Below are 20,476 nucleotides of genomic sequence, written 5' to 3' on the forward strand. Positions count from 1 at the left end.
GACGGTGTCGACCGGGCGTTCCGGTGGGCGCGGCACCATGCGCTGGCCCAGGTCGACGCCTGTCGGGAGGACCTGCGCGCCGGCCGGGCAATTGACGGGGCCTCATATGTGATCACGATGTCAATATTGGCTCCGGCTGTCGCCAGGAGTGCTCGCAGGAGTCGGGTGGAGGTCAGCGGCCGTGCGCTGGCGGCGCGCCTGCTGGCGGCAGGCGCGACCAGACGGCATACGAGTGCCGAATCTCATCGCCGGTGCCCAACGGCGCCAGCTACCCGACGCCGTCGCCTACACCTGGATGGTGATGCAGGCGACGCTCCGGTATCCGTCCGTATAGGTGGCGGCGCTGCACACCCCTGAGCCCGAGGGCACCCATCGCTGAGCCCCCCACTCTCGATACGGATTGACGTCGTTCGGATTTACGTTCGACGAGAAATAGAAGTTGGAGGACCACGATTCCAGCTTCACGATGCCGTTGGAGCCGCCCCAGCCGTAGGATCGGACCCAGCCGACCCATTGAGTGTGGTTCTGGAAGTTCTTGCTACCGGTCGTCGCCTGCACACAGTTACCGGATATCAAGCCGGTGCACCCGCCGACCGTCGTGTCGGCGCGTGCGGCCGTCGGAGCGAGACCCACGGTGACGAACATCGCTGCCAGCAGGCTGCCCGCGGCGGCGAGCGCCCTCGCTCGGCTGCGTCCCTGGAAGGATCGTTTGGGTGCCCCATCGTGTACAGATCTCATGCCAGTCTTCCTGTCCGATGTGATTTCTGCTGGTGGCCGGCGTTTTATGATTCGCATCGTCACCCAGAGGCCCGACGGCTGGTACAACGCCGAGATCGAATTGTCGTGACCTGCGTCGATGATCTAGCTGGAGCGTGCCGTCACGTCGGGCCGGCGCTCCCCTTCGAGTGAGGTTCCATGACGATCCTTTCCCTCGACGGTGGTCCGGGTGGCCCCGTGACGCCACGAAACCACTGCGAAAGATCGGAGGGAATATGGTCGAATAGACTCGTACAATGCCGTACAGCCCGTACGGGCTCGGGATGTACGGCCATGATGTGAGCGCGGGGGATGCGACCGTGATAGACAACCGCCGGATGCATCACGAGGATCCGAATCCAGCCATGATCCGCTCCCGCGACGACTTCACCGCCGCGCTGCGACGGGTGCAGCACCGGTCCGGGATGTCGGTCCGCGAACTGGCCGCCGCGTCAGGCATACCGGCCAGCACGCTCGGCGGCTACCTGTCCGGCGCTCACCTTCCGGCCCGCCGCCCCGCCGGGCTGCTGGGAAACCTCCTGCGGGCCGGCGGCATTCACCAGCCCGACCGCATCGAGGGCTGGGAACAGGCGTTGGCTCGCGTCAGGCACGGAAGCCCGGCCGAGCCCCTGCACGAGGGGATTAGCGAGGTCGCGGCGGTTCTTGGCTCCGTACGGCCGCCGTTCGGGCGGTTGGCGGACCGCCCGGCGGTACGCGGGCGCGACGGACTCATCGGTCTACTGGTCGAGGGCCTCATGGACACGGATGGCCGCGAGGCGCGCCCGCCCGACGGCCCTCGCGCCGCTCGTGTCCACGCGCTGACCGGAATGGGCGGCGTGGGCAAGAGCACCGTCGCGTTGGAGGTCGCGCATCGTGCCAGGCAGCTTGGTGTTCGCACCTGGTGGGTGAACGCCGGGGCAAGCCAGACCGTGGTGGCCGGCATGACCGCGGTAGCGATCGACCTCGGCGTGCCTGCCGAGCTCCTCCGGATCGGAAGCCTGCCGGATCTGACCCTGCGCGCGCTTGACGAGCTCGCCGAGCCCTGGCTGCTGGTGCTCGACGATGCTGATGACCCCGTCGGCGTCCTCGCGATGCCAGGCAGCGACGTCGCCGACGGGACCGGCTGGCTCCGGCCGGTCGACAGCCGTTATGGCACGGTGATCGTGACGACCCGTGACGGGTCCGACCAGACCTGGTCCGCGGGTGGTTCCGTGAACGGGAGCCGCTGGCTGCGCCGACACCGACTTGCGCGTCTGGACTCAACTGCCGGTGCGATGGTCCTGGCTGACGTCGCAGGGGAGCGGATCGGGCCCGCCGACGCCGCACGAGCCCTCTCGGACCGTCTTGACGGGCTGCCACTCGCGCTTGTCCTGGCGGGCCGGCTCATGGCCGAGGCTCGCCTCACCCCGGCGGCCATCCCGGGCCCGAGGCTCCCGAGTACCTGCGCCGAGTACGTGACGATGCTGGACCGGTCCGGGAATGAACTGCTCCACAGAGCGGACACGGCGGACCTCCGCGCGCCCGAGGCGCCGGCGCGCAGCAGCCTGACTCGGACCTGGGATCTGTCTCTCGACCTGCTGGCCAGTCGTGGCCTGCCGCTCGCGCGGCCATTGCTGCGCCTGTTGTCATGCTTCGGGGCGGCTCCCATCGACGTCGGGCTCGTCCTCGACCTGAGCAGCCTGCCCCGCCCGGCGGTGCTTGAGAACCTCGGCGGGCCCGAGCTGTGGCGGCTGCTGCGGTCGCTGGCCGACGTCGGCCTGGTGGAGCTGAGCCATGAGCGCGACCCCGGTGACCAGCTGGACCTTCCGATCGCGGGCTCAGACCTGCAGGTCGTCGTCCATCGGACGGTACGGGACGCGGCTAGAGCCGACCCGGACGTTCGACGCCGAGCGCTGGACTACCACGGCGCCGTCGCGGCGATGCTCCTCAGGGCCGCGACGGGCGCCGATCCTCGCTCGCCGAGTTCCTGGCAGAGGTGGCTCGCCATCGCGCCGCACTGCGACCCGTTGGTAGATGTGGTGCGCGAGCAGGGCGCGGACCATGCCGGTCTGGCCGAGTCCGCGCTGGGCCTCGCCGCCTCCTGCGCCGCGTTCCGCCGGTCGGTTGGCTGGCTCGCCCTGTCCAAGGCTGCCTGCGCTTACGCGCTCCGAACCGGCACGGCGATGCTCGGGCCACGATCCCCGATCGTCCTTGAGCTACGGCACCAGCACGCTCGGGCCCGCTACGCGAACGGGGAGCTGGACGCCGCGCAGGTCGAGTTGCGAGCAGTGCTCGAGACCCGGGCCGGCATGCTCGGGACACTCCATCCGGACACCCTCACCACTCGGCACTATCTAGCCAGGACGTTACGTGATCTTGGGTTTGTCGATGAGGCGGAGGATCTGTTCGCACGCACAGCCCAGGACCGTGCGAGCACCCTGGGCGCGCATCATCGGGACACACTCACCAGCCGCAACAATCTGGCGGATGTGCTGCGGGAGCGTGGCAAGTACCAGGAGGCTGAGGTGATTCTCACCGACGTACTGACGGCGCGGGCCGCGCTTCTCGGCGCGGACCATCCTGCGACCCTCGTGACCGAGTACCACCTGGCCAGGTTAGAACGCGGCCAGGGCGACCTGCCCGCAGCTCGGGTGCGTCTGCGGAGGCTGCACCAGACCAGCAGGCGAGTACTCGGACCGTCGCATCCACGGACTTTGGCGGTCGAGCAATCCATCGTCGAGCTTCTACGAGAACTTGGGCACCATGAGGAAGCGCGACGACGTGGCCGCGCCCTCCTTGACGCGAGAACCGAGGTGCTGGGCGCCGATCACCCGGCGACCAGGCAGACCCGTCAGGTTCTTACGCTGGTCATGGCGGATCTGGCTCGTTCCAGGTGACCTGCTGCCCGTCGAACGCCGCCGTGCGTCATGGACCGGACTGACTCACCCGATTCGGAGGGCCGATGGATCCCGATGTTGTGGACCGGCTCGGCGCGGAACTCGCGGCGGGACTCGGTGAGCCGGCGGCGCGCGCCCTGACCGAATGGGCCGCTCAGGAGGACACCAGGTTCCGTCTCGACCGCTGGCTCGTCAACGGCAAAACGAACGCGGTGCTAGCGGTCGTTGAGGAGAACGACGACCTTGCGGAGCGGGCGCGCAAGCTGGTTCTCAAACTGGACCGGGTGCCCGCCGGCGACGCTGGTACCAGCGAATACGCTCGGGCCAGGCGCGCGATCAAGGACTCGCCCGAGTTCGCGAGGGTGCACCTGGCCGCTCCGGTTCGCGGGCCGGTCAGGGTTGGTGACGGAACCTGGCTGGCGTTCCAGGAGATCGCCGGCCATGATCCCACCGACTACCGCGTGCTCGCCGCGCTGTTCGCCGGAATGCTCGGTAGCGCTCTGGGCACAAGCGACGGCGTCGACCCTGTTACCTGCGACCCGGCGACCTTCGTGGCGACCTGCCGTCGCCTGGTCGACGGGGTTCTCGTTGAGTGGGCCCGCCAACCGAAAACGGAGGTCTGCACCAGCCAGCATTTCCTCCGCGCCATCCTTGGGAATCGGCTCGCCCCCGGCCAGCCGCTGCATCGGCTGGCGTCCGAGCTACCCCGGGACCGGATCGACCTCGAGGGCGAGCCGGAATCGCTTCCCAACCCTTTCGCGCTCGCCATGGGCGCCGCACCGGGCCCCACGCTGTCCATGCTCCTCGGGCGCTGCCACGCCGACCTGCACAGCCAGAACGTACTCGTCCGGGTGAACCCGGCCATTGACGCTGCGGACTATGTGTTCGTCGACCTCGCCAAGTACGAATCGGCGGGCCCACTCGTTCGCGATCCTGTCCACCTCGTCCTGTACGTCATCTCGCGGGCGATGCCTACGTTGAGCGCGCACCACCGCGACGTACTGCTCGACGTGCTGGTCAGGCCCGCCAACGCTCCAGACGGCCGCGGTTCGTTCCTTCCGCTCTGGCTCGGAGACCTCGTCAACGGCGTATGGGAGACGGGGGAGTCCTGGATACGTGAGTTCTCCTACGGCCCGGAGTGGAGACAGCAGCGGCTGCTCGCCCTGCTCGCCTGCGCACTGATCTTCTACGGTCGCGAATCCACCGCCGAGGATGTGCGTCCTTGGTTCCTGCGCCTGGCGGCCCGCTGCGCTTCGGTGGTCGGCGGCGACGGATGGGGCGTCGGCCCGACCACCGCCGGGACGCAGCCAGGGGGCTCCGCTGCCGACGGGGTCCCGGCGGCTGGCGTAAGGGCGTCGGGCGTGGCTGCGAACGCGTCGTCGACAGGGGCGACGCCGCGGTCACGGGAGCTGTCCGACACCGAGTCGTACATGGTCGGACGGGGCCAGGAGCTCCAGATGCTCGGCGAGCTGGTGTCGGGCACGTCCGACCAACGGCTGGTCAACATCTATGGACCTGGGGGGATCGGTAAGTCCGAGGTCTGCCGGGCGTTCCTCCGCCAGGAGCGAGCCGCTCTGCGGGGCGTGGTCACCTCGGTGGACCTCAACCGACCAGATCTCACCCCGAACGTCATCCTGCGTGATCTGACCGAGGGTCTGGTCATGACAGCGCGACCGGATGACGACCGGGTCCGATCCGTTCTGGCCGGCGTCCTCGCCCGGCTGGACGAGCATGCTTTCGTGTCGAACCTGGTCGACACGAGCGGCGGTATCGACGCGATGTTCGACGTGCTCGGCAGGCCACTGGATGAGGCGACGCTGGCCAGGGCGACCGCCGCCGCTGACGTCGACGCCGCGGTCTCGCCGATGGCGCGGCGGGCGCTTGGCAACCGGTTCGCGCTGGATCGTTATCTGCGAGGCGCGGAACGCGACCTGGCCAGGACGTTCGCGGCCGCCCTGGCGACTGCCTTCGAGGACGAGAGCCGGCCGGTGGTGATGCTGCTGGACACCTATGAGGAAATCGGTTCTCTCGACGACTGGCTATGCCGGCGGCTGGTCCCAGAGCTTCCCCAGTCGGCTCGGCTCGTTCTCTTCGGTCGTAACCAGCTAACGAAGGAAAACCTCGACTGGGCGGACTACGGCGACTCCCTGCGGATGCAGCCGCTTCCCGAACTGGCGGAGGACGACGCCAAGACATTCCTGCGCCATCACGGTCTCTCCGATCCTACGGCGCTGGACGAGGTCTATCGGTTCACCGGCGGGTATCCACTCCTGCTGGTGCTGGTACGGCTACTCGCCCGTGAATCCGGGAGCTGGTCAGCGATCGGCGAGATGCGCGCGTCCGGGAACCGCGACCGGGTGGCGAGCCGGCTGCTGGACCGCATCCTGCGCGAACAGCGAGCGGCCGAGGTGCGCGAGGTGCTGGAGAAGTGCGCCGTCGCGTCCTGGATCGACCCTGAGATCATCGCGACGTTGCTGGAGATCGGATCCGACGAGGCCAGAGGCGTCTACGAGAAGATCCAACGCCACTCCTTCATGGAGCCGCATCCGTTCGGAGTGCGACTCCACGACAAGATCCGCGAACTACTGGTCGAGCGGATGCGGTTCACGAGCGAGTCGGAGTACCAGCGGCTGGACGGCCTGCTCACCGAGATGCACCGGGCTCGGGCCCGGATCGCCCAGCCGAAAGAGGACGAGGATGACGGGCCCAGGCCGGAGGCGTGACGTCGACGAGCTGACCCACCTGGTCGAGTACATCCGCCGGGTGCTGGCACGGGACACCATGGTCGGTCTGCGGGAATGGTCGACCCACTTCACCGCGAGCCGGCAGTCGGGGGCCTACGACAGATGCCAGCGCCTGCTGCATGCCGTGAAGAGTGTGCCTCTGCCGCCGCATGGAATCGGCATCGTCCGCTACGGAGAGGGCTGGCTGTACGACCGGATGGGTCTGTGGCAGGAGTCGATCACCGCATATCGCGCCAGCCTGAAGGCATTCGAGGCGGTCGGGCTGCCGCTGGCGACCGAGGTCTGGATGAACATCGGGTCCGTCTACCAGGACCAGGGTGACTGGGGCGCCGCAGAGGATGCTTATCGCAAGGCGCTCGACGTCGCGGACGATCCTCGGTCGCGCGGTGCGGTCTACAACAATCTCGGCGGCTTGCTGCTGCTTCGTGACGACCTGGATGGCGCGGCGGAAAGCTACGCGCAGGCGCGTGCCCTACTGCGGTCCGCGGAGGATCACTACAACTACGCGGCGGCGACCGTCGGCGAGGCGGGTGTCCTGCGTGACCGCGGCCTCTTCGGAGACGCGCAAAAGCTCCTCATGGAGGCTCTGGGGATCTATCAGCGGCTGCGGGATCCGCACGCGGTGGCGATGACCTTGGGTGCTCTCGCCGTGACATACCAATACGCCAACGAAGTCGGTGAGGCGATCCGCTGGTACGAGATCGCGCTCGCCATCGGCGTTGCCGCCAAGGACCAGACAGTCGTCGTCCGTACCCTCGCGAACCTTGCACTCACCAACGAATCGGCCGGCGACCATGACAAAGCACTCGACTACCTGGAACAAGCAGTTGAGGGTTACCGCGAGCTTGGCGACCGTCACGGCGAGGCGGTGGCGTTGGTGAACCTGGCCCGCTTGCAGCAACGCCGCGCGGACCATGCCGCGAGCGCGGTGGCTGCGGAGGCCGCCGCCAGACTGTGCGACACCTACGGGTACCCGGAGGAACTCGCGCGGCTGCGCGAGCAGGTATCCACCATCGCTGAGATCGGCCCCGCCCCCGGCTACCGAGTCCACGGTGCCGACTAGTGCTGCGTCAGGCAACGTTCGAGACGGCTCGTGGGATGAGTCGGGCGCCGTGGCGCCGGGCCCCGACCGTCGTTGTCGCGGATCCCGGTGAATCCGTCAGAGGGCGGCCAATTCCCGGTCAGCCCCAGCCGTCGCTGGCGGCCGTCCGGGTGACGTAGTCCTCGAAGGGCGTCGGCGGCCGGTCGAGGGCGCGCTCGACGCCGTCGGCGAGAGCGGAGTCATGACCGTCGCGAATAGCCGACCGGTTCTTGCCCGTGCCGCCAAGGATCAGATTCTCGTCCGTGGCATCAGACAACAGCACCGGCCCCAAGCGGATCCATGGGAGAATGCGATCTTGTGGCCGATTCCGTGAGGCCGCATGCGATTCCCGCAGCGTCGGAACTCTGAGTCAACGCCTTTGCGCTTGGCTGCGGCGGGCGCGCGCTCGGCGCGGGCCGCATCGCTCACGGCGCCGGGCGGGCGAAGAAGGATGTTTTCGCTCACCCTCTGGCTGCGTTAGCACAGCAGGGATGGCGGTACCTCCTGTGGGGTGAAGCGTACCGACCGCTCCTGCCGGTAGCTGTCAAGGTCGATGATTCCGCCCTGCAACGTGTTGCGCCGCCGCAGTTCCTCCCAGTATCCCGGGTCGAGGTATACCGCCGGGTTCTCCCGCGACAGGGTAAGACTGTCCGGCTGGCCTACGTAGAGGCCGGCGTCGAGGACCGATTCGAGCGCGACGCCGCACATGGCGTTGGTTGGCTGACTGCCGGATCCTCTGATCACGGCCGGAAAGAGCAGGCCCGCGTTGAAATCGCCGAGCCAGGTACCAGAGGTTGGAATGACGGTGCGCCGCGGATACCCGGTCAGACGCCTGGCCAGACCTTCCGGATCTCCGGACAGTGGCACGAGGCTGGCGACCGTGTAGACACGTTCGCCCGTCTGGTTTTCGATCACGGAGACGAGTCCCGGGGGCAGCGCGGGCTGCTTGCTCGTCCTGATGACGTGGCCTACGCCGTAGCAGATGAGGGCTCGGCGCCCCTTTCGGAGAACCTCGCGCTCGACGACGGACGCAGCATGAGCGTCGCGCTGGACAAGGAACGCTTCGAGGTCCTTCCGTTTTTCGATCTTCGACCAATCGATGGGTGGGTCGCCGAGGAGCACGCGCATCCGCTTGTCCGGCGCCAGCGTCCCGTTGACCGCCCGGACCGTACGGTAGACGTGCTCGAACACCGGCTCCTCCCAGGTGCCGAGAGGTGATTGCGTGGTGTCCCGCCACACCGGTCGCAGATCGGTGTTGCCGACCGGTTCCCCCGCGGTGAAGCGGTCCATCGTCGCCTGGTAGCGAGCATTGCCGAACTCGACGACGACATCGTTGACCACCTCGGGCAGCCGAGGATCGGCGAGCAACATGGCGAGCGCGTCGTGATGTTCCTGGAGACCGTGGGCACCGCCCTCTCCTACAGCTACGAGGCGGTGATTCCGGAAGGCGGCTAGCACCGCTTCGACGAATCCAGCGCCGTTCTGTCCGCCGCCGCCCGGTCTCGTTCGTCCCGGCGCATCGGCCGCACGGGCGCTGGTGGCGTCCCATGATGCCGCGACCCCAGCGGCCGAGGCCGCGCCGAGTGTCATGGCTGATACGACCAGGAACCCGCCCCGCGTCAGCATCGGGCGGTCATGGTTTGACATAAAGATTCTCCCAGCATTGTCGGTTGGTGCTGCGCGCCGGGTCCTTGGATTCGGGAGAGCCTTCCTGCCCGTACAGCGGGCTGCGCGCGCGGCTCCCATTGGCGACGCTGATCGTCTCGCCGTTTCGGGTCAGACGGTCCATAGCGCTTCGGTCGGTTGGAGGCGTGCGGCACGGACGGCCGGGATGATGCCGGCGACGGCCCCGATAAGGAGGGCGGCGCCGAGGCCGCCGGCCCAGGCGAGGGTAGGTATGACGATGGCCCAGTGCTTTGTCTGGGCGTAGACGGCGGTAGCCGCCGCGCCGAGTCCGACGCCACCAGCTCCGCCGAAGACAGCGAGCAGCGCTGCTTCGCTGAGGAACTGGATGCGGATGTGACCCTTGGTGGCGCCGAGCGCGCGGCGCAGCCCGATCTCCGACCGGCGTTCGAGGACCGAGATGATCATAGTGTTGGCGACGCCGACCGCGCCAACGAGCAAGGAGACGGCGCCGAGGCCGAGGAATAGACCGCTCAGCGCGCTCTTGGCCTGAGCCCGGGCGACGAGGGCGTCCGAGGGCCGGCTGACGGTCACCTCGTGGGGGGACTGCGGATTGGCGGTGGTGGTGAGGCGTGCGTGTACCTCACTGACGTGATCGCTTTGCGCGCGCACGTACACCGTCGAGGGGTGGCCGTCGAATCCGAGGTATTTCTTGGCGGCGGGGTAGCCGACGAGTACTGCGTCGTCGACCGCCGGGGCGAGCACGGCGGGGTTGAGGATTCCGACGACATAGAACCATTGCCCGCCAACCAGGATGCGTTCGCCTGGGTGTACCTGGGCGATGCCGAGCCGCTGCGCGGCCGCTGCGCCGAGGACCGCGACGGGCTGTTGTGCCGTTGCCGCGTTGAGGTACTGACCGTGTGCGACGCTGGTGCCGATGCAAGGCAGCAGGTCGAGGCTGGCGGCCTGGACGGACAGGGCGTTCGTGTCGATCGCCGGGATCAGGTTGCTGCGGTAGGCGTTGACGTGCACGGTGCCGGTGTCCTGCACGTCTTCGACCGAGGCGATGCGGCCGATCATCGGCGGCGCGGTGGTGGGCAGTTCCGCGGGCTGGCCGAAGAGGGTTTGCCCGTTGGTGACGGTAAGCAGGTTGGTGCCCAGTCGGTCGATCTCGGCGAGCAGCCCGGCCTGGGAAGACGACGAGAGCCCGAGTACGGCGACGATGGCCGCGACGCCGATGGCGATGCCGAGCGCGGACAGCGCGGCCCGTAGTTTGCGGGTGCGCAGCCCGACGCTGGAGATTCGGCCGAGGTCGGCCGCACGCAGCCGGGCCACTGGCGGAGCGGGAGTCTGCGTCATGGTCGCCCGGCCGCGGTGTCGGAGACGATCTGCCCGTCCCGGACGTGGACCTGGCGGGGCATTCTGGCAGCGACGTCGCGGTCATGGGTGATGATCACGATCGTCGTGCCGGCCCGGTGTAGCGCGTCGACCAGCGTGAGGATGGCCTGCCCGGTGGCGTGGTCGAGGTTGCCTGTCGGTTCGTCGGCCAGGACGATGGCCGGGCTGCCGACCACCGCGCGGGCGATGGCGACGCGCTGCCGTTGCCCCCCTGATAGCTGGGTGGGGCGGGCGTGCAGCCGGTGGTCGAGTCTCACGGCGGCCAACGCCTCGGCGGCGCGTTCGTACCGTTCCCGGTGCGGGATTCCGGTGTAGAGCAGACCGTCGGCGACGTTGTCCAGCAGGGTCGCGTGCTCGGCGAGGAAAAACTGTTGGAACACGAAGCCGATCCGCTGGGCGCGCAGGCCGGCCAACTCGCGGTCCGGCAGTTCTGACGTCTCGAAGCCGGTCAGGCGTACCGTGCCGGAGCTGGGCCGGTCCAGCGTGCCCATCATGTGCAACAGGGTTGTCTTCCCCGAGCCGGACGGGCCGACGATGGCCACTAGTTCACCTTCTAGGATCGTCAGGCTCACCCCACGCAACGCAGGCACCGGCGGCGTGCTCGGGTAGGTCTTGTGCACGTCACGTAGCTCGAGCACGAGACGACGCTCCGGTGGCTTCGCTCGTTCCCCACCGGAACAGCCGGTCGCGTCCGGCGCAGAGCGGGTGGTGGTCGGCAGGCTCATGACGCGGGCACCACGACACGCTGTCCGGCCGCCAGTCCTGGGCCGGTGACCTGGACGAGGCCGTCCGCGTCGTCGAACAGTCCGGTCTGCACCGTGACCAGGCGGTGCGGCCCGTCACCGTCGGCGACCTCGACGACGTACTGCCCGCCGGGCTGGGAGAGCAGTGCGGTAACCGGGACGGCCAGCACGTCCCTGACCGTGGCGGCGACGACGGTGACCTGGATCGGGGCTTGGTCCAGGTTCCCGAAAGCCGCGGGGTCACCAGGGGTGATGTCGACCGCGATCGTCGGCGCGGAGCCGCTCGATCCTCCCGGCGATCCCGCGGAACTTGAGCCCGAGGATGACGAGGAGCCCGAGGAGGTCGCGACGGTGCCGACGGCGGCGACGACACCGGGTGTGGTGCGTCCGCTGGGCAAGGTGATGGTGACCTTGTCACCGGCGTTCACCTGGGTCTGTTGAGCCGCGTCGAGGGCCACGGTCACCTGCCGTTCGGTGGACGTGGCTTGCATGATCACCGCGCTGGTTGGCGTTGGCGCGCCGACAGTGGCCGAGACCGCGATGATGCGCGCCGCCGTGGGCAGGAAGACGATCTGGCCCAGGTCAAGACGGCCGGTCTGATCCAGGCCGAGGTGGTCCTGCAGCCGCTCGATGGCGAGCTTCGTGGCCCAGCCGAACTGGTCAGAGTCCGGGTCCAACCCGAGCTCGTTGGCATACCCAAGCCTGACCAGGGCCTGGTTGAGCTGCCGGACATCGCTGCCGGCGATCTCGGATCCGGTGGTGCCCTGCGCCATGCTCCGGTACATCGGCGTGGATCCCTGCAGGAGGACGATCGGCTGGCCGTCGCGCCGGTACAACACCTGACCTTCGCTGATCACGGCGCTGACCTGCGGCAGCGCAGTGATGATCCCGGCTCGCGGCGTGACGATGGTGTAACTAGCGGCATAGCCGATTCGGCCGTTGACCTGTGTTCGTGACGACAGCGCCGCCACCCTCGTCACCGTGGCCAACGACGTCGCATGGTTGGAGGTACCGTCAGCGGGTCGCTGCCCCGTGCCGCCTGATCCGTGTTGCCAGACGGCCATCGCCGTACCCGCCGCGATGAGCGGCGCGACCGCGAGCGCGATGATCAGACGATGCCTGCGGACCGGACCGGGCCGCGCGGGTTGCGTGAGCGCATCGGCGCTGGGGGATGGCACCTGGGTCGTGGTCACGGAGCGCCCCCAGGCAGGCCTGCGGGAACCAGCTTCTGGCACGCCTTGCTCGCGGCCTGGAACTGCGGTGAGTTGGGGTCCACGCCGCTGTCGAACGAAAGCTGCCCGTTCGCGCCGGCGGAGATGGGTTGGCCGTGCTGCTGCATGCACGTGGCGTACTGGGCCAGGCCCGCCAGGTTCTGAGGTGCGGTCACCCGACCCGGCCCGGCGTCGGGTAGCAGCGATGCGCACGCCTGGCCCGCCGCCTGGAACTGGGGCGTGTTCGGGTCGATTCCTTGCGGCAACGTCAGGTATCCCTGCGCATCCGGGTCCGGAAAGTTCGTGACGCCGTGGGCGCGCATGCACTGGGCGAACGCCAACGGACCGCTGCCGCCCTGGCCGCTGCCGCCAGCGCCAGCAGCCGCGTCCGAACCCGATGCGCCACAGGCGGCAGCCAGCATGACGGCGGTCAGTAGCACGCCGCGGACGGCCAAACGCCGGCGCCGGACGGCCCGACGGCTGGCGTGGGTCGGGGAGCGGTCACCCGACCCACGACTGCGGAATGTCGATGGCAAAGGCGTTCTCCTTGCGTGACTGCGAACCAGAAGTGATCCCGTTCTATGCGGGCACTGGTTGCAGTCCGGTGACAGCCAGGCGGGTGCCGTACGCTGACCCGCGTAACCATTCCGCAACCCCGGATCAGCGATTCTCGGCCGGGACGAGCAGGCGCGGCGCCGAAGTCGACGGGAGAGAGGATCACGTGCGGGTACTGGTGATCGACGACGACGCCGAGTTGGCCGAGATCGTCGCGCTGGGACTTCGCCGCGCGGCAATGGCCGTCGACGTCGCCGTCACCGGATCCGGCGGCCTCGAATCCGCAATGACCAACCGCTACGACGTGATCGTCCTGGATCGTGACCTCCCCGACCTGCACGGCGATGACGTATGCAGCCGGCTCGCCGCCGCCGGCGGCGAGGGACGAGTGCTCATGCTCACCGCCGCGGCGACGACCGAAGACCTGGTGGACGGGCTGGCACTCGGGGCCGATGACTACTTGGCCAAGCCGTTCGCGTTCGCCGAACTGGTCGCACGTGTCCGTGCTCTGGCACGCCGCGCGCATCCCCTGGCCACGCCGACGTTGACGCACGATGACCTCGAACTGGACACGGCGCGCCACCGTGCATTCCGCGCCGGCCGCCTCCTGGATCTGGGGCCCAAGGAGTTCGGCATTCTCGAACTCCTGCTCGCCTCCGCCGGACGTGTCGTGTCGGCCGAGGAACTGCTCGAACGCGTCTGGGACGAGGCCATTGACCCGACGACCACGGCAGTCAAGGTGACTTTGAGCCGGCTACGCCGCAAGCTAGGCGATCCGTCGGTGATCGAAACAATTCCGAAGTTCGGATACCGGATCTGACCATGCCGTGGCGCCACCCGGCCGTTTCGTTGACCAGCCGTCTCCCGCCGCGATGCCGGACAGTTCGCGTGCGGCTCACCGCCTTCTACGGCGGTCTTTTTCTCCTCGCCGGTGTCGTCCTGCTGACCATCACCAACATCCTTGTCAACCACACCACCGGCGACGTCGTCTACTCCGCCCGACCAGCTGATCGCTTCCAACCAGCGTCGCCCGACGGCCGATCCGCCCGGTCGGACCACCTCCCGATGGACGCCCGTCAACTGCATGCCGAACTGGGAAGACTGCATGCCCGGGATGTCCACCAGTTCCTCGTCCAGTCGGGCGTCGCCCTGGCCATAACCGCTGTGGCGTGCATCGCGCTCGGCTACGTCCTCGCCAGCAGAGCGCTACGACCCGTCCGCACCATCACCGCCCAGGCCCGCACCATCTCCGCACACAACCTGCATAAACGGGTCAAGGTCGAAGGCCCGGCCGACGAGCTCAAACTCCTCGGCGACACCTTCGACGAGCTGCTCGACCGTCTTGAACAGGCGTTTGACGCCCAGCGTCAGTTTATCGCGAACGTGTCCCACGAACTCCGGTCCCCACTCGCCCGGCAACGCGCCATCACCGAGGTAGCCCTCGGCGACGCGGAGGCAAACGCCGCAACACTGCGCGCTGCACACGAACGCGTGCTCGTCGCCGAAGTGCAGCAGGAAAGACTCATCGACGCCCTGCTGGCCCTCGCCCGTGGACAAGCCTCCGTTCAGCACCCACGCCCCGTCGATCTCGCCGACATCACTGCCCGCGTACTCGACGCGCGCCGCGACGAGGCAAGCCGTCGCGGCCTCAAAATCAGCACGTCATTGGACCACGCCGAGACCACAGGCGACCCGCGGCTCGTCGAGCGCCTCGCGACGAACCTGATCGACAACGCCATACGACACAATCAGGCCGGCGGGCGCGTCGACATACGAACCAGTACGCACAGCGGGAGCGCCCACCTTGACGTCGCCAACACCGGCCCTGTCGTACCTGCGGCGGCCGTCGAACGAATCTTCCAACCATTCCGCCGGCTAGACCCCGACCGCACCCACAGCGGCGACGGCCTCGGGCTCGGACTCTCCATCGTCCAAGCCATCGCCAACTCCCATGGCGCCGCAATTACCACCTCCGTCCGGCCGGAAGGTGGACTACACATACGTATCAGTTTTACCCCCATCGCCGACACGGAACCGAACAGGGCCAGTACCGTCACGAGCTAGGAAAACCGCCGGGTCACCGGGTGGGTGTAGCCAGGTGCGGCAGCCCGGCGCGGAAATCGGCCAACGCTGACCGCGTTGACCCCGCGTCATTTTCCGGTCATACCCCTGTTGCCTCCCACATTCGCGTGGCGCCTGGCGGGCGGTGCGGTGGCGGGCCGCGGGGTCGCGACTCGCCGTAGGCAACGCGAGGTGGACGAGCGGCCCGTCGGAGCGAAGTTGCCGCCAGGCTGGACCTTTCCAAGATCGTCCAGGTGGCGACTGGATCGCCCTTGTTGCCTCGGCCCACCGACGTTACGATGCGCACGCTCCGCGCTGCTTCACTCGGAACGCGGATGGTGTGCCGGGAAGCCTGGTCGGCGGTCGATGTCCGTATGCGGCGCCGGAGGCCCTGATTGGCGACGAACACCTGGGCACCCCCGCCTGGTAGCCCGCCGCCCTACCACGGGGCTGCCAGGAGGGTGCGTTCCGAGGACCAGGCGATGATGATCAGCTTCGCGGCCATCGCCGCGGTTGCGGTCCTGTTGGTCGCCCTGGTTGCGTGGTACTTCGCCCAGGTCCGCGCGGAACGGGCCAGGGCGACCGCGGTAGCGGTGGGCCAGGTCGTCGCCGTCGATTCCGCGACGAAGCCCGGGGGTGCGGACTGGATCCGCGTCCGGTGGAACGACAACACGGGCAGAGAACATCAAGAAGGCTTCTTCGGGTCCGAGTCGACATTCCCCGTCGAGTCGACGTTTCCCGTCGCGTACGACCCCACCGACCCGACTCCACACGGGTATCCAGTGGATCCACGAGCCGAAGACTCCGGGAACCAGACTACGATCGTGACAGTCCTCACCGTGATGTCGTGGCTTTTCCTCGTTGCGCCGTGGTTCGGACGTCTCGTCCAGCTCGATATGCGTCTGCCTGCGCGGGCAGACATAGGCCTCGCGACGGCCTGGTCTGTAAGCGTTCCAACGAACCGGGGCGGCCGTCTACCACTGCCCTATTTCTATGTTCAGCTGACAAACCCTGGCGGCTTCACCACCAGTTGGCGCAGGGTGATGTGGAGCCCGGCGCTTGAACGGCTCGGCCGTGGGGTGCCCGTCACGGTGCACAAGAAAGACCGAGATATGCCCTTGGGTCGCGGCAGCGGTCGCCCCGTCCTCGTTCTACCGGACGGTTCGCGGCTGATGCAGGCCAGCCTCTTCGGCCGTGGACTGTGGCCGGCCAGTTGGTTGACCCCGCTGGCCACGCCCGCTGGCGGTCGATCCCACGTCTCGTACTCCGGTCGAGGCGCCCGAGGGCTGCGCTACGCCGTCACGGGGCTGCTCCTCGGCTGCCTCACCGACTGCCTCGTGTACATCGTGGCCAGCGCGGTCCGCGGTGGCGCTCTCGGCAGTCTCGGGGTGGTCCTTCCTCTGATCGCCGCCGGTTCCCTGCTTGGCTCGAGCCTGGCGGTGTATGCCTGGGCTCTCGCCGGCGCACCGCCCGACATCCCCGCCACCATGGAGTAGCGCCCGGTTCGCTCGAGGTGGTGGCGCAGCGCGTACAGGCCGGCCGCGGCGATCACCCCGGCCTGGCGCATCCCGCCGCCGAGCCGCTTTCCTTTCCGGCGCGAGCGACTTGACGCGGCCTGCCCGGCGAGCCCTTGGCCCTGAAGCACTACTGACCAGCGGACTCGGGCGCGAGGATAGGGCTATGGCTGATAGTCGTGGGCCGGCCGCGGACCGGTCGGGTTTCGTCTACGAGGCCTGGGTGCGGCTCGCGGCGGGCGCCGACAGTCGGGCGTTGGGGGGCGCGGTAACGGTCGCCCTGTGCGGGCACTGGGAACACGAGGGCGCGTGCACCTGGCCGCACAACGTCCGGGTTGGGGAGCACGTTGACGGGATGCTCGCCGTCCGGGTCGTCGCTGTCAGTGCGCAGGCCGAGCAAGCGGTGGTGATGCAGCTGATCGACGGTGCTCTCGCGGTTGGCAGGCTCGCCGGACCGGACGGGGCGAGCCAGTGGTCGGTCATCCGCGCCGGTTCCGCCGAGCTGACCGCCGACGAACGCGCCCTGGTCGCGCGCCTGAACCGCTGACGACCGCATCCGGTGCCTCACTTATCCGCGGAACCCGGAGCTGCCGGTCAGCCGAGAAGGCGTCGGGCTTGGTGCTGGTAGCGCCTGGGGCTAAAGGCGAAGGCGCGTGTGCTGCGCGGCGAGTTCACAGCGCCCGGCGAGATCCGGCTGCGTCGGGAGAGTCGGACAACACGTCGCCCGCCGTTCTCACCCCGCCGGGGCTCTGCGATGGTGGGCCGGTGTCCACGGTGGAGACGTCCGGCCGGCTGCTGCGCCGCGGTGTCGTGTTGGAGTGCGTCACGCTTGGTTGGAACGTCATCGGGATCGCGGTGCTCGTCGTCGCCGCGATCGCCGCGCGTTCGGTGGCGCTCGCTGGGTTCGGCTTGGACTCGCTCATCGAGATCGGCGCGTCCACGGTGGTGTTGTGGGAGCTGTCCGGGAGCGGCGAGGAGCGTCGGCGCCGCGCGCTGCGTCTGATCGGGGCCGGCTTCGCTCTCCTGGCGGGCTACCTGCTGGTGCAGTCGACCTGGGCGCTGGCGGTCGGGTTCCGTCCGCACCACTCGCCGCTGGGCATCGCGTGGACCGCGGCGACCGCGGCCGTGATGTTCACCCTCGCCGCGGGAAAATCGCGGACCGGCGCCGCGCTGGGCAACCCGGTGCTGACGACCGAGGGCCGGGTCACGCTGATCGACGGCCTGCTCGCGACCGCGGTACTGGCCGGTCTGGTCCTCAACGCCACGTTCGGCCTGTGGTGGGCGGATCCGGCCGCCGGCTACGTCCTGGTGTACTACGCGGCCCGCGAGGCGAAGGACATCTTCTCCCACCGCGACTGAGCCCCGAGCCGCCCGTGGGCGCTGCTCACAGCGCTTTCGGGCAGGCGGCGACTAAGTCAGTGCACGAGGCCCTGGTGTCCCCAGCGTGGGGTGGGTCCGGGATCGCCGAGGTCGGTTCCGGCGGGGTCCAGGGAGACCTGTTGGGCGATGGCGGTGCCCCAGCCGAAGTAGTCCATGAGCGTCGCCGCCAGTTCCGGCCGGCCGGGGAGTATCTCGTTGATCGCGTCGGCCATCAGGTCGAGCCAGCGTTGGCGGTGTTCGTCGCGGATGCCCAGGCCGAGGTGGCTGCGTAGCAGTGCCTGATGGCCGCCGAGGTGTGCGGAGAAGTCGGCGGGCCCGCCGAAGACCTCGGCCAGCCAGACGGCCACGTGATCGAGGTGGGTCGGGGTGAAGTGGGCGAACACGGGAGCGAGGAGTTCGTCGGCGAGCACGCGGTCGTAGAACGCCGCGGACAGCCGCCGCAGGCCGTCGAGACCGCCGACCTCGGAGTAGAGCGAGGAACCCACGATGACCTCCCGAGGGCTGGTACGCGGGGGCGCCCAGAGGTCCACCATGCCAGACCCGTCGCTGCGGGTCATGGCTGGGGTGATCTTGAAAGCTGGTCGGTCGCGTTCGTCTCACGGTGCTGGTCGTCGCTGGGTCAGGTGGCTTCGACGAGGTAGAGGACGGCGAGCGCGATCGCGAGGCCGCCGAGGACCAGTCGCAGGGCGGCATTCGGCAGCCTGCCCTGGAGCCGGGCGCCCAGATAGCCGCCCGTGAGACCGCCCGCGCCGCAGGCGAGACCGAGCGCCCAGTGAGGAGCGATGTTTCCCGGGGTCGTCAGCCTCCGCCGTCGCCGAAGGCCGCTCGGGGAGACACGCCGATCGGACCAGCCGGGCTCCGGGCCCTCTGATCAGAGGGGTCGTGGGGATGTGTTCCTCGTCGCCGCGGCCGTTCTGGCGGCGGCGAGGGTGGTCGCGGTATGGAGCGCCGCGACGATGGCCGCGATGACGGCGACCGACACGGTTCCCTCGCGCGCCTGGTGGTGGATCTCAGCGATGTCGAGGACCGCCGCGCTGGCGGCGAACAGGGCGACGAGCGCGCAGACACCTGTCGACGGGCGGCGCCAAACAGCCGCGGCGAGGAGCAGCGACGCGGCCACGAAGGCCGCGACGGTGCCGGGTGACTCTGCGGGGATCCCGAACACGGTCTCGGACTCGTGCGCGTCGCCGGCCGCGCGTTCCCCGCTTTCACCAGCCTCGCGGCTTTCGCTGTCTGCGGTGCCGGTCCTTTCGTCGGCTTCACTGGTTTCGCTGTGCCCGCCTTCCGGTTCGGTCCCGGCGGTTTCGCCGGGATGCGCTGGCTGTTCGGAAGCGGCCTCGTGATGGGGGCGGGCCTCCACACGTCCGCCTGCCCGGTATGTCCGCGTCATCCTCGCGGCTCACCGGCACCGCACCGCCGGGTTGTCGGTGCGAACTATCGATGGGCGCGAGGGGTGGGCAGGCCCAGGTCGACCGGGCCGGGAACGGCCCGGCAGGCCGCATGGCGGCGACGGCGGACCACGACGACCCCGACCAACGCGGCGACCGCCATCACGGCGAGCACGGGAACCCACAGGGCGGCGACCGTCGCGGCGGCGGCGACCGTGCCGAGGACGGCGAGCAGCGGGCCGGCACAGCACACCGCACACGCCGCGACCACGGCGACGCCGGCGCCGATCCGCGACCACGGACCAGACCTGCCAGGCGAGGCGCTCACGCCGTCACTCCGAACAGATCAGCCAGCAAGCCAGTAGCGGCCTGGGGTGCGCGGACGGTCAGGACCAGCGCGCCAGCAGCGAGTTCGAGGGTGAACGCGAAGAACGCGCAGCAGTCCTGCTCGGCCGCCGCAAGCGCGGCAACCCGGCCGGCGAGATCCGGGCCGGGCGGGAACGTCAGACGCAGCCCGTCCGTGATCTCCTGCCGGCTGACCGCAGTGCCGAGGAGCTCGCGCCACTGGCCGGCACGGTCGGCCTGCTCGTCCCCACCGAGGGCGCATGCCACTGGCGCATCACGCCGTGTCTCGTCCTCGGCGGTGTCGGCGGGTCGGGTCGGGGACAGCGTGAGTGACACCGGGCCGGCGGTTGCCGGACCGGCTGTGGTCAGGCAACCGCAGTCCGGACCACACCCGCCCACGGGCGCCTCCTGCCCGAGCTCGGTGTGGAACGCGGCCAGCCGCGCGGAGAACGCCGACAGCTCGGCCGCGCGCTGGTCGGCGTCCGCGATCCGGGCGGCGACCAGCGGGCGCATCCGTTCCCGGACCGCCGCGCACACCCCCTGCTCCCACACCCCCAGCAGATCGCCGATCTCCTCCAGCGACAGCCCGAGCAGCTTCCCGGAGGAGATGAACGCCAGCCTCTCCACAGCGTCGTCGTCGTAGACGCGGTAGCCCGACGGGGTCCGCTCGGCAGGCAACAGCCCGGCTGTCTCATAGAACCGCAGCGTCGTCGCCGGCACACCGACACGATCCGCCAGCTGCGAAATCCGATAGGAAACCATGACCGGACCGTAAACCTTCGACCCGACTCGAAGGTCAAG

Annotated in this window: 20 protein-coding genes; 9 read left to right on the forward strand and 11 right to left on the reverse strand. The window is 69.0% G+C overall.

Features of this window, described 5'->3' with window-relative positions; translation table 11 throughout:
* Positions 1 to 285 precede the first annotated feature (285 nt).
* A complete protein-coding gene (locus tag FRAEUI1C_RS39345; RefSeq protein ID WP_157734840.1) occupies positions 286 to 645 on the reverse strand; it encodes a hypothetical protein in 360 nt (119 codons plus the stop codon).
* On the opposite strand from FRAEUI1C_RS39345, the gene FRAEUI1C_RS39350 reads away from it, so the two are divergent.
* The 4 genes from FRAEUI1C_RS39350 to FRAEUI1C_RS07135 all read left to right on the forward strand — a co-directional run bounded on the left by FRAEUI1C_RS39350 (position 635) and on the right by FRAEUI1C_RS07135 (position 7,439).
* A complete protein-coding gene (locus FRAEUI1C_RS39350; RefSeq protein ID WP_157734841.1) occupies positions 635 to 847 on the forward strand; it encodes a hypothetical protein in 213 nt (70 codons plus the stop codon). The genes FRAEUI1C_RS39345 and FRAEUI1C_RS39350 overlap by 11 nt on opposite strands.
* A gap of 166 nt (positions 848 to 1,013) precedes the next feature.
* Positions 1,014 to 3,632: a tetratricopeptide repeat protein gene (locus FRAEUI1C_RS07125; RefSeq protein WP_013422617.1), complete on the forward strand. Its 2,619-nt coding sequence runs from the start codon at positions 1,014 to 1,016 to the stop codon at positions 3,630 to 3,632.
* A gap of 65 nt (positions 3,633 to 3,697) precedes the next feature.
* On the forward strand, positions 3,698 to 6,355 hold the full coding sequence (locus FRAEUI1C_RS35965; protein WP_013422618.1) for an ATP-binding protein: 2,658 nt from the start codon (positions 3,698 to 3,700) through the stop codon (positions 6,353 to 6,355).
* On the forward strand, positions 6,330 to 7,439 hold the full coding sequence (locus FRAEUI1C_RS07135) for a tetratricopeptide repeat protein (protein WP_013422619.1): 1,110 nt from the start codon (positions 6,330 to 6,332) through the stop codon (positions 7,437 to 7,439). The genes FRAEUI1C_RS35965 and FRAEUI1C_RS07135 overlap by 26 nt, the downstream gene beginning before the upstream one ends.
* A gap of 118 nt (positions 7,440 to 7,557) precedes the next feature.
* Here FRAEUI1C_RS07135 and FRAEUI1C_RS07140 read toward each other — a convergent pair whose 3' ends face one another.
* The 6 genes from FRAEUI1C_RS07140 to FRAEUI1C_RS07165 all read right to left on the reverse strand — a co-directional run bounded on the left by FRAEUI1C_RS07140 (position 7,558) and on the right by FRAEUI1C_RS07165 (position 12,872).
* The gene (locus tag FRAEUI1C_RS07140) at positions 7,558 to 7,740 is read right to left on the reverse strand and encodes a hypothetical protein (RefSeq protein WP_041258987.1); all 183 of its coding nucleotides are present in this window, start codon (positions 7,738 to 7,740) and stop codon (positions 7,558 to 7,560) included.
* A gap of 194 nt (positions 7,741 to 7,934) precedes the next feature.
* Positions 7,935 to 9,083, reverse strand: coding sequence for a hypothetical protein (locus tag FRAEUI1C_RS07145; RefSeq protein WP_157734842.1), 1,149 nt, complete (start codon positions 9,081 to 9,083; stop codon positions 7,935 to 7,937).
* A 150-nt stretch (positions 9,084 to 9,233) separates the two neighbouring features.
* Positions 9,234 to 10,415: an ABC transporter permease gene (locus tag FRAEUI1C_RS07150; RefSeq protein ID WP_232425329.1), complete on the reverse strand. Its 1,182-nt coding sequence runs from the start codon at positions 10,413 to 10,415 to the stop codon at positions 9,234 to 9,236.
* A gap of 20 nt (positions 10,416 to 10,435) precedes the next feature.
* Positions 10,436 to 11,116, reverse strand: coding sequence for an ABC transporter ATP-binding protein (locus tag FRAEUI1C_RS07155; protein ID WP_013422622.1), 681 nt, complete (start codon positions 11,114 to 11,116; stop codon positions 10,436 to 10,438).
* Between the two features lie 83 nt (positions 11,117 to 11,199).
* A complete protein-coding gene (locus tag FRAEUI1C_RS07160) occupies positions 11,200 to 12,192 on the reverse strand; it encodes a peptidoglycan-binding protein (protein ID WP_157734844.1) in 993 nt (330 codons plus the stop codon).
* A 218-nt stretch (positions 12,193 to 12,410) separates the two neighbouring features.
* Positions 12,411 to 12,872, reverse strand: a complete 462-nt coding sequence (locus FRAEUI1C_RS07165; protein WP_041258989.1) for a hypothetical protein — start codon at positions 12,870 to 12,872, stop codon at positions 12,411 to 12,413.
* 281 nt (positions 12,873 to 13,153) lie between these two features.
* Here FRAEUI1C_RS07165 and FRAEUI1C_RS07170 point away from each other — a divergent pair, with 281 nt between their 5' ends.
* The 5 genes from FRAEUI1C_RS07170 to FRAEUI1C_RS07195 all read left to right on the forward strand — a co-directional run bounded on the left by FRAEUI1C_RS07170 (position 13,154) and on the right by FRAEUI1C_RS07195 (position 17,921).
* Positions 13,154 to 13,807, forward strand: coding sequence for a response regulator transcription factor (locus tag FRAEUI1C_RS07170; RefSeq protein WP_013422625.1), 654 nt, complete (start codon positions 13,154 to 13,156; stop codon positions 13,805 to 13,807).
* A gap of 68 nt (positions 13,808 to 13,875) precedes the next feature.
* On the forward strand, positions 13,876 to 15,051 hold the full coding sequence (locus tag FRAEUI1C_RS07175) for a sensor histidine kinase (protein ID WP_013422626.1): 1,176 nt from the start codon (positions 13,876 to 13,878) through the stop codon (positions 15,049 to 15,051).
* Between the two features lie 482 nt (positions 15,052 to 15,533).
* Positions 15,534 to 16,544, forward strand: a complete 1,011-nt coding sequence (locus FRAEUI1C_RS40110) for a DUF3592 domain-containing protein (protein WP_198318721.1) — start codon at positions 15,534 to 15,536, stop codon at positions 16,542 to 16,544.
* A 184-nt stretch (positions 16,545 to 16,728) separates the two neighbouring features.
* A complete protein-coding gene (locus FRAEUI1C_RS07190; RefSeq protein ID WP_013422628.1) occupies positions 16,729 to 17,109 on the forward strand; it encodes a hypothetical protein in 381 nt (126 codons plus the stop codon).
* 218 nt (positions 17,110 to 17,327) lie between these two features.
* Positions 17,328 to 17,921 (forward strand): cation diffusion facilitator family transporter, encoded by a 594-nt coding sequence (locus FRAEUI1C_RS07195; protein WP_013422629.1) that lies wholly within the window; start codon positions 17,328 to 17,330, stop codon positions 17,919 to 17,921.
* A 56-nt stretch (positions 17,922 to 17,977) separates the two neighbouring features.
* Here FRAEUI1C_RS07195 and FRAEUI1C_RS07200 read toward each other — a convergent pair whose 3' ends face one another.
* From FRAEUI1C_RS07200 to FRAEUI1C_RS07220, 4 genes are all read right to left on the reverse strand, one after another.
* Entirely contained in the window at positions 17,978 to 18,499 is a 522-nt protein-coding gene (locus FRAEUI1C_RS07200; protein ID WP_232425330.1) for a group II truncated hemoglobin, read from the reverse strand.
* A 314-nt stretch (positions 18,500 to 18,813) separates the two neighbouring features.
* Positions 18,814 to 19,302: a hypothetical protein gene (locus FRAEUI1C_RS07210; RefSeq protein WP_013422631.1), complete on the reverse strand. Its 489-nt coding sequence runs from the start codon at positions 19,300 to 19,302 to the stop codon at positions 18,814 to 18,816.
* Between the two features lie 74 nt (positions 19,303 to 19,376).
* On the reverse strand, positions 19,377 to 19,658 hold the full coding sequence (locus FRAEUI1C_RS07215; RefSeq protein WP_198318722.1) for a hypothetical protein: 282 nt from the start codon (positions 19,656 to 19,658) through the stop codon (positions 19,377 to 19,379).
* Positions 19,655 to 20,437, reverse strand: coding sequence for a MerR family transcriptional regulator (locus FRAEUI1C_RS07220; protein WP_013422632.1), 783 nt, complete (start codon positions 20,435 to 20,437; stop codon positions 19,655 to 19,657). The genes FRAEUI1C_RS07215 and FRAEUI1C_RS07220 overlap by 4 nt, the downstream gene beginning before the upstream one ends.
* Between the last annotated feature and the right edge of the window lie 39 nt (positions 20,438 to 20,476).

Origin of the sequence: Pseudofrankia inefficax (assembly GCF_000166135.1) — a bacterium.
GTDB lineage: Bacteria > Actinomycetota > Actinomycetes > Frankiales > Frankiaceae > Pseudofrankia > Pseudofrankia inefficax.

Bases quoted from the DNA above. Each gene is read 5' to 3' on its own strand.
- FRAEUI1C_RS07145 (WP_157734842.1), bottom strand. From the start codon at position 9,083: ATGCTGACGCGGGGCGGGTTCCTGGTCGTATCAGCCATGACACTCGGC.
- FRAEUI1C_RS07200 (WP_232425330.1), bottom strand. From the start codon at position 18,499: ATGACCCGCAGCGACGGGTCTGGCATGGTGGACCTCTGGGCGCCCCCG.
- FRAEUI1C_RS07125 (WP_013422617.1), top strand. From the start codon at position 1,014: ATGCCGTACAGCCCGTACGGGCTCGGGATGTACGGCCATGATGTGAGC.
- FRAEUI1C_RS07135 (WP_013422619.1), top strand. From the start codon at position 6,330: ATGACGGGCCCAGGCCGGAGGCGTGACGTCGACGAGCTGACCCACCTG.
- FRAEUI1C_RS40110 (WP_198318721.1), top strand. From the start codon at position 15,534: ATGATCAGCTTCGCGGCCATCGCCGCGGTTGCGGTCCTGTTGGTCGCC.
- FRAEUI1C_RS07220 (WP_013422632.1), bottom strand. From the start codon at position 20,437: ATGGTTTCCTATCGGATTTCGCAGCTGGCGGATCGTGTCGGTGTGCCG.
- FRAEUI1C_RS35965 (WP_013422618.1), top strand. From the start codon at position 3,698: ATGGATCCCGATGTTGTGGACCGGCTCGGCGCGGAACTCGCGGCGGGA.
- FRAEUI1C_RS07190 (WP_013422628.1), top strand. From the start codon at position 16,729: ATGGCTGATAGTCGTGGGCCGGCCGCGGACCGGTCGGGTTTCGTCTAC.
- FRAEUI1C_RS39345 (WP_157734840.1), bottom strand. From the start codon at position 645: ATGTTCGTCACCGTGGGTCTCGCTCCGACGGCCGCACGCGCCGACACG.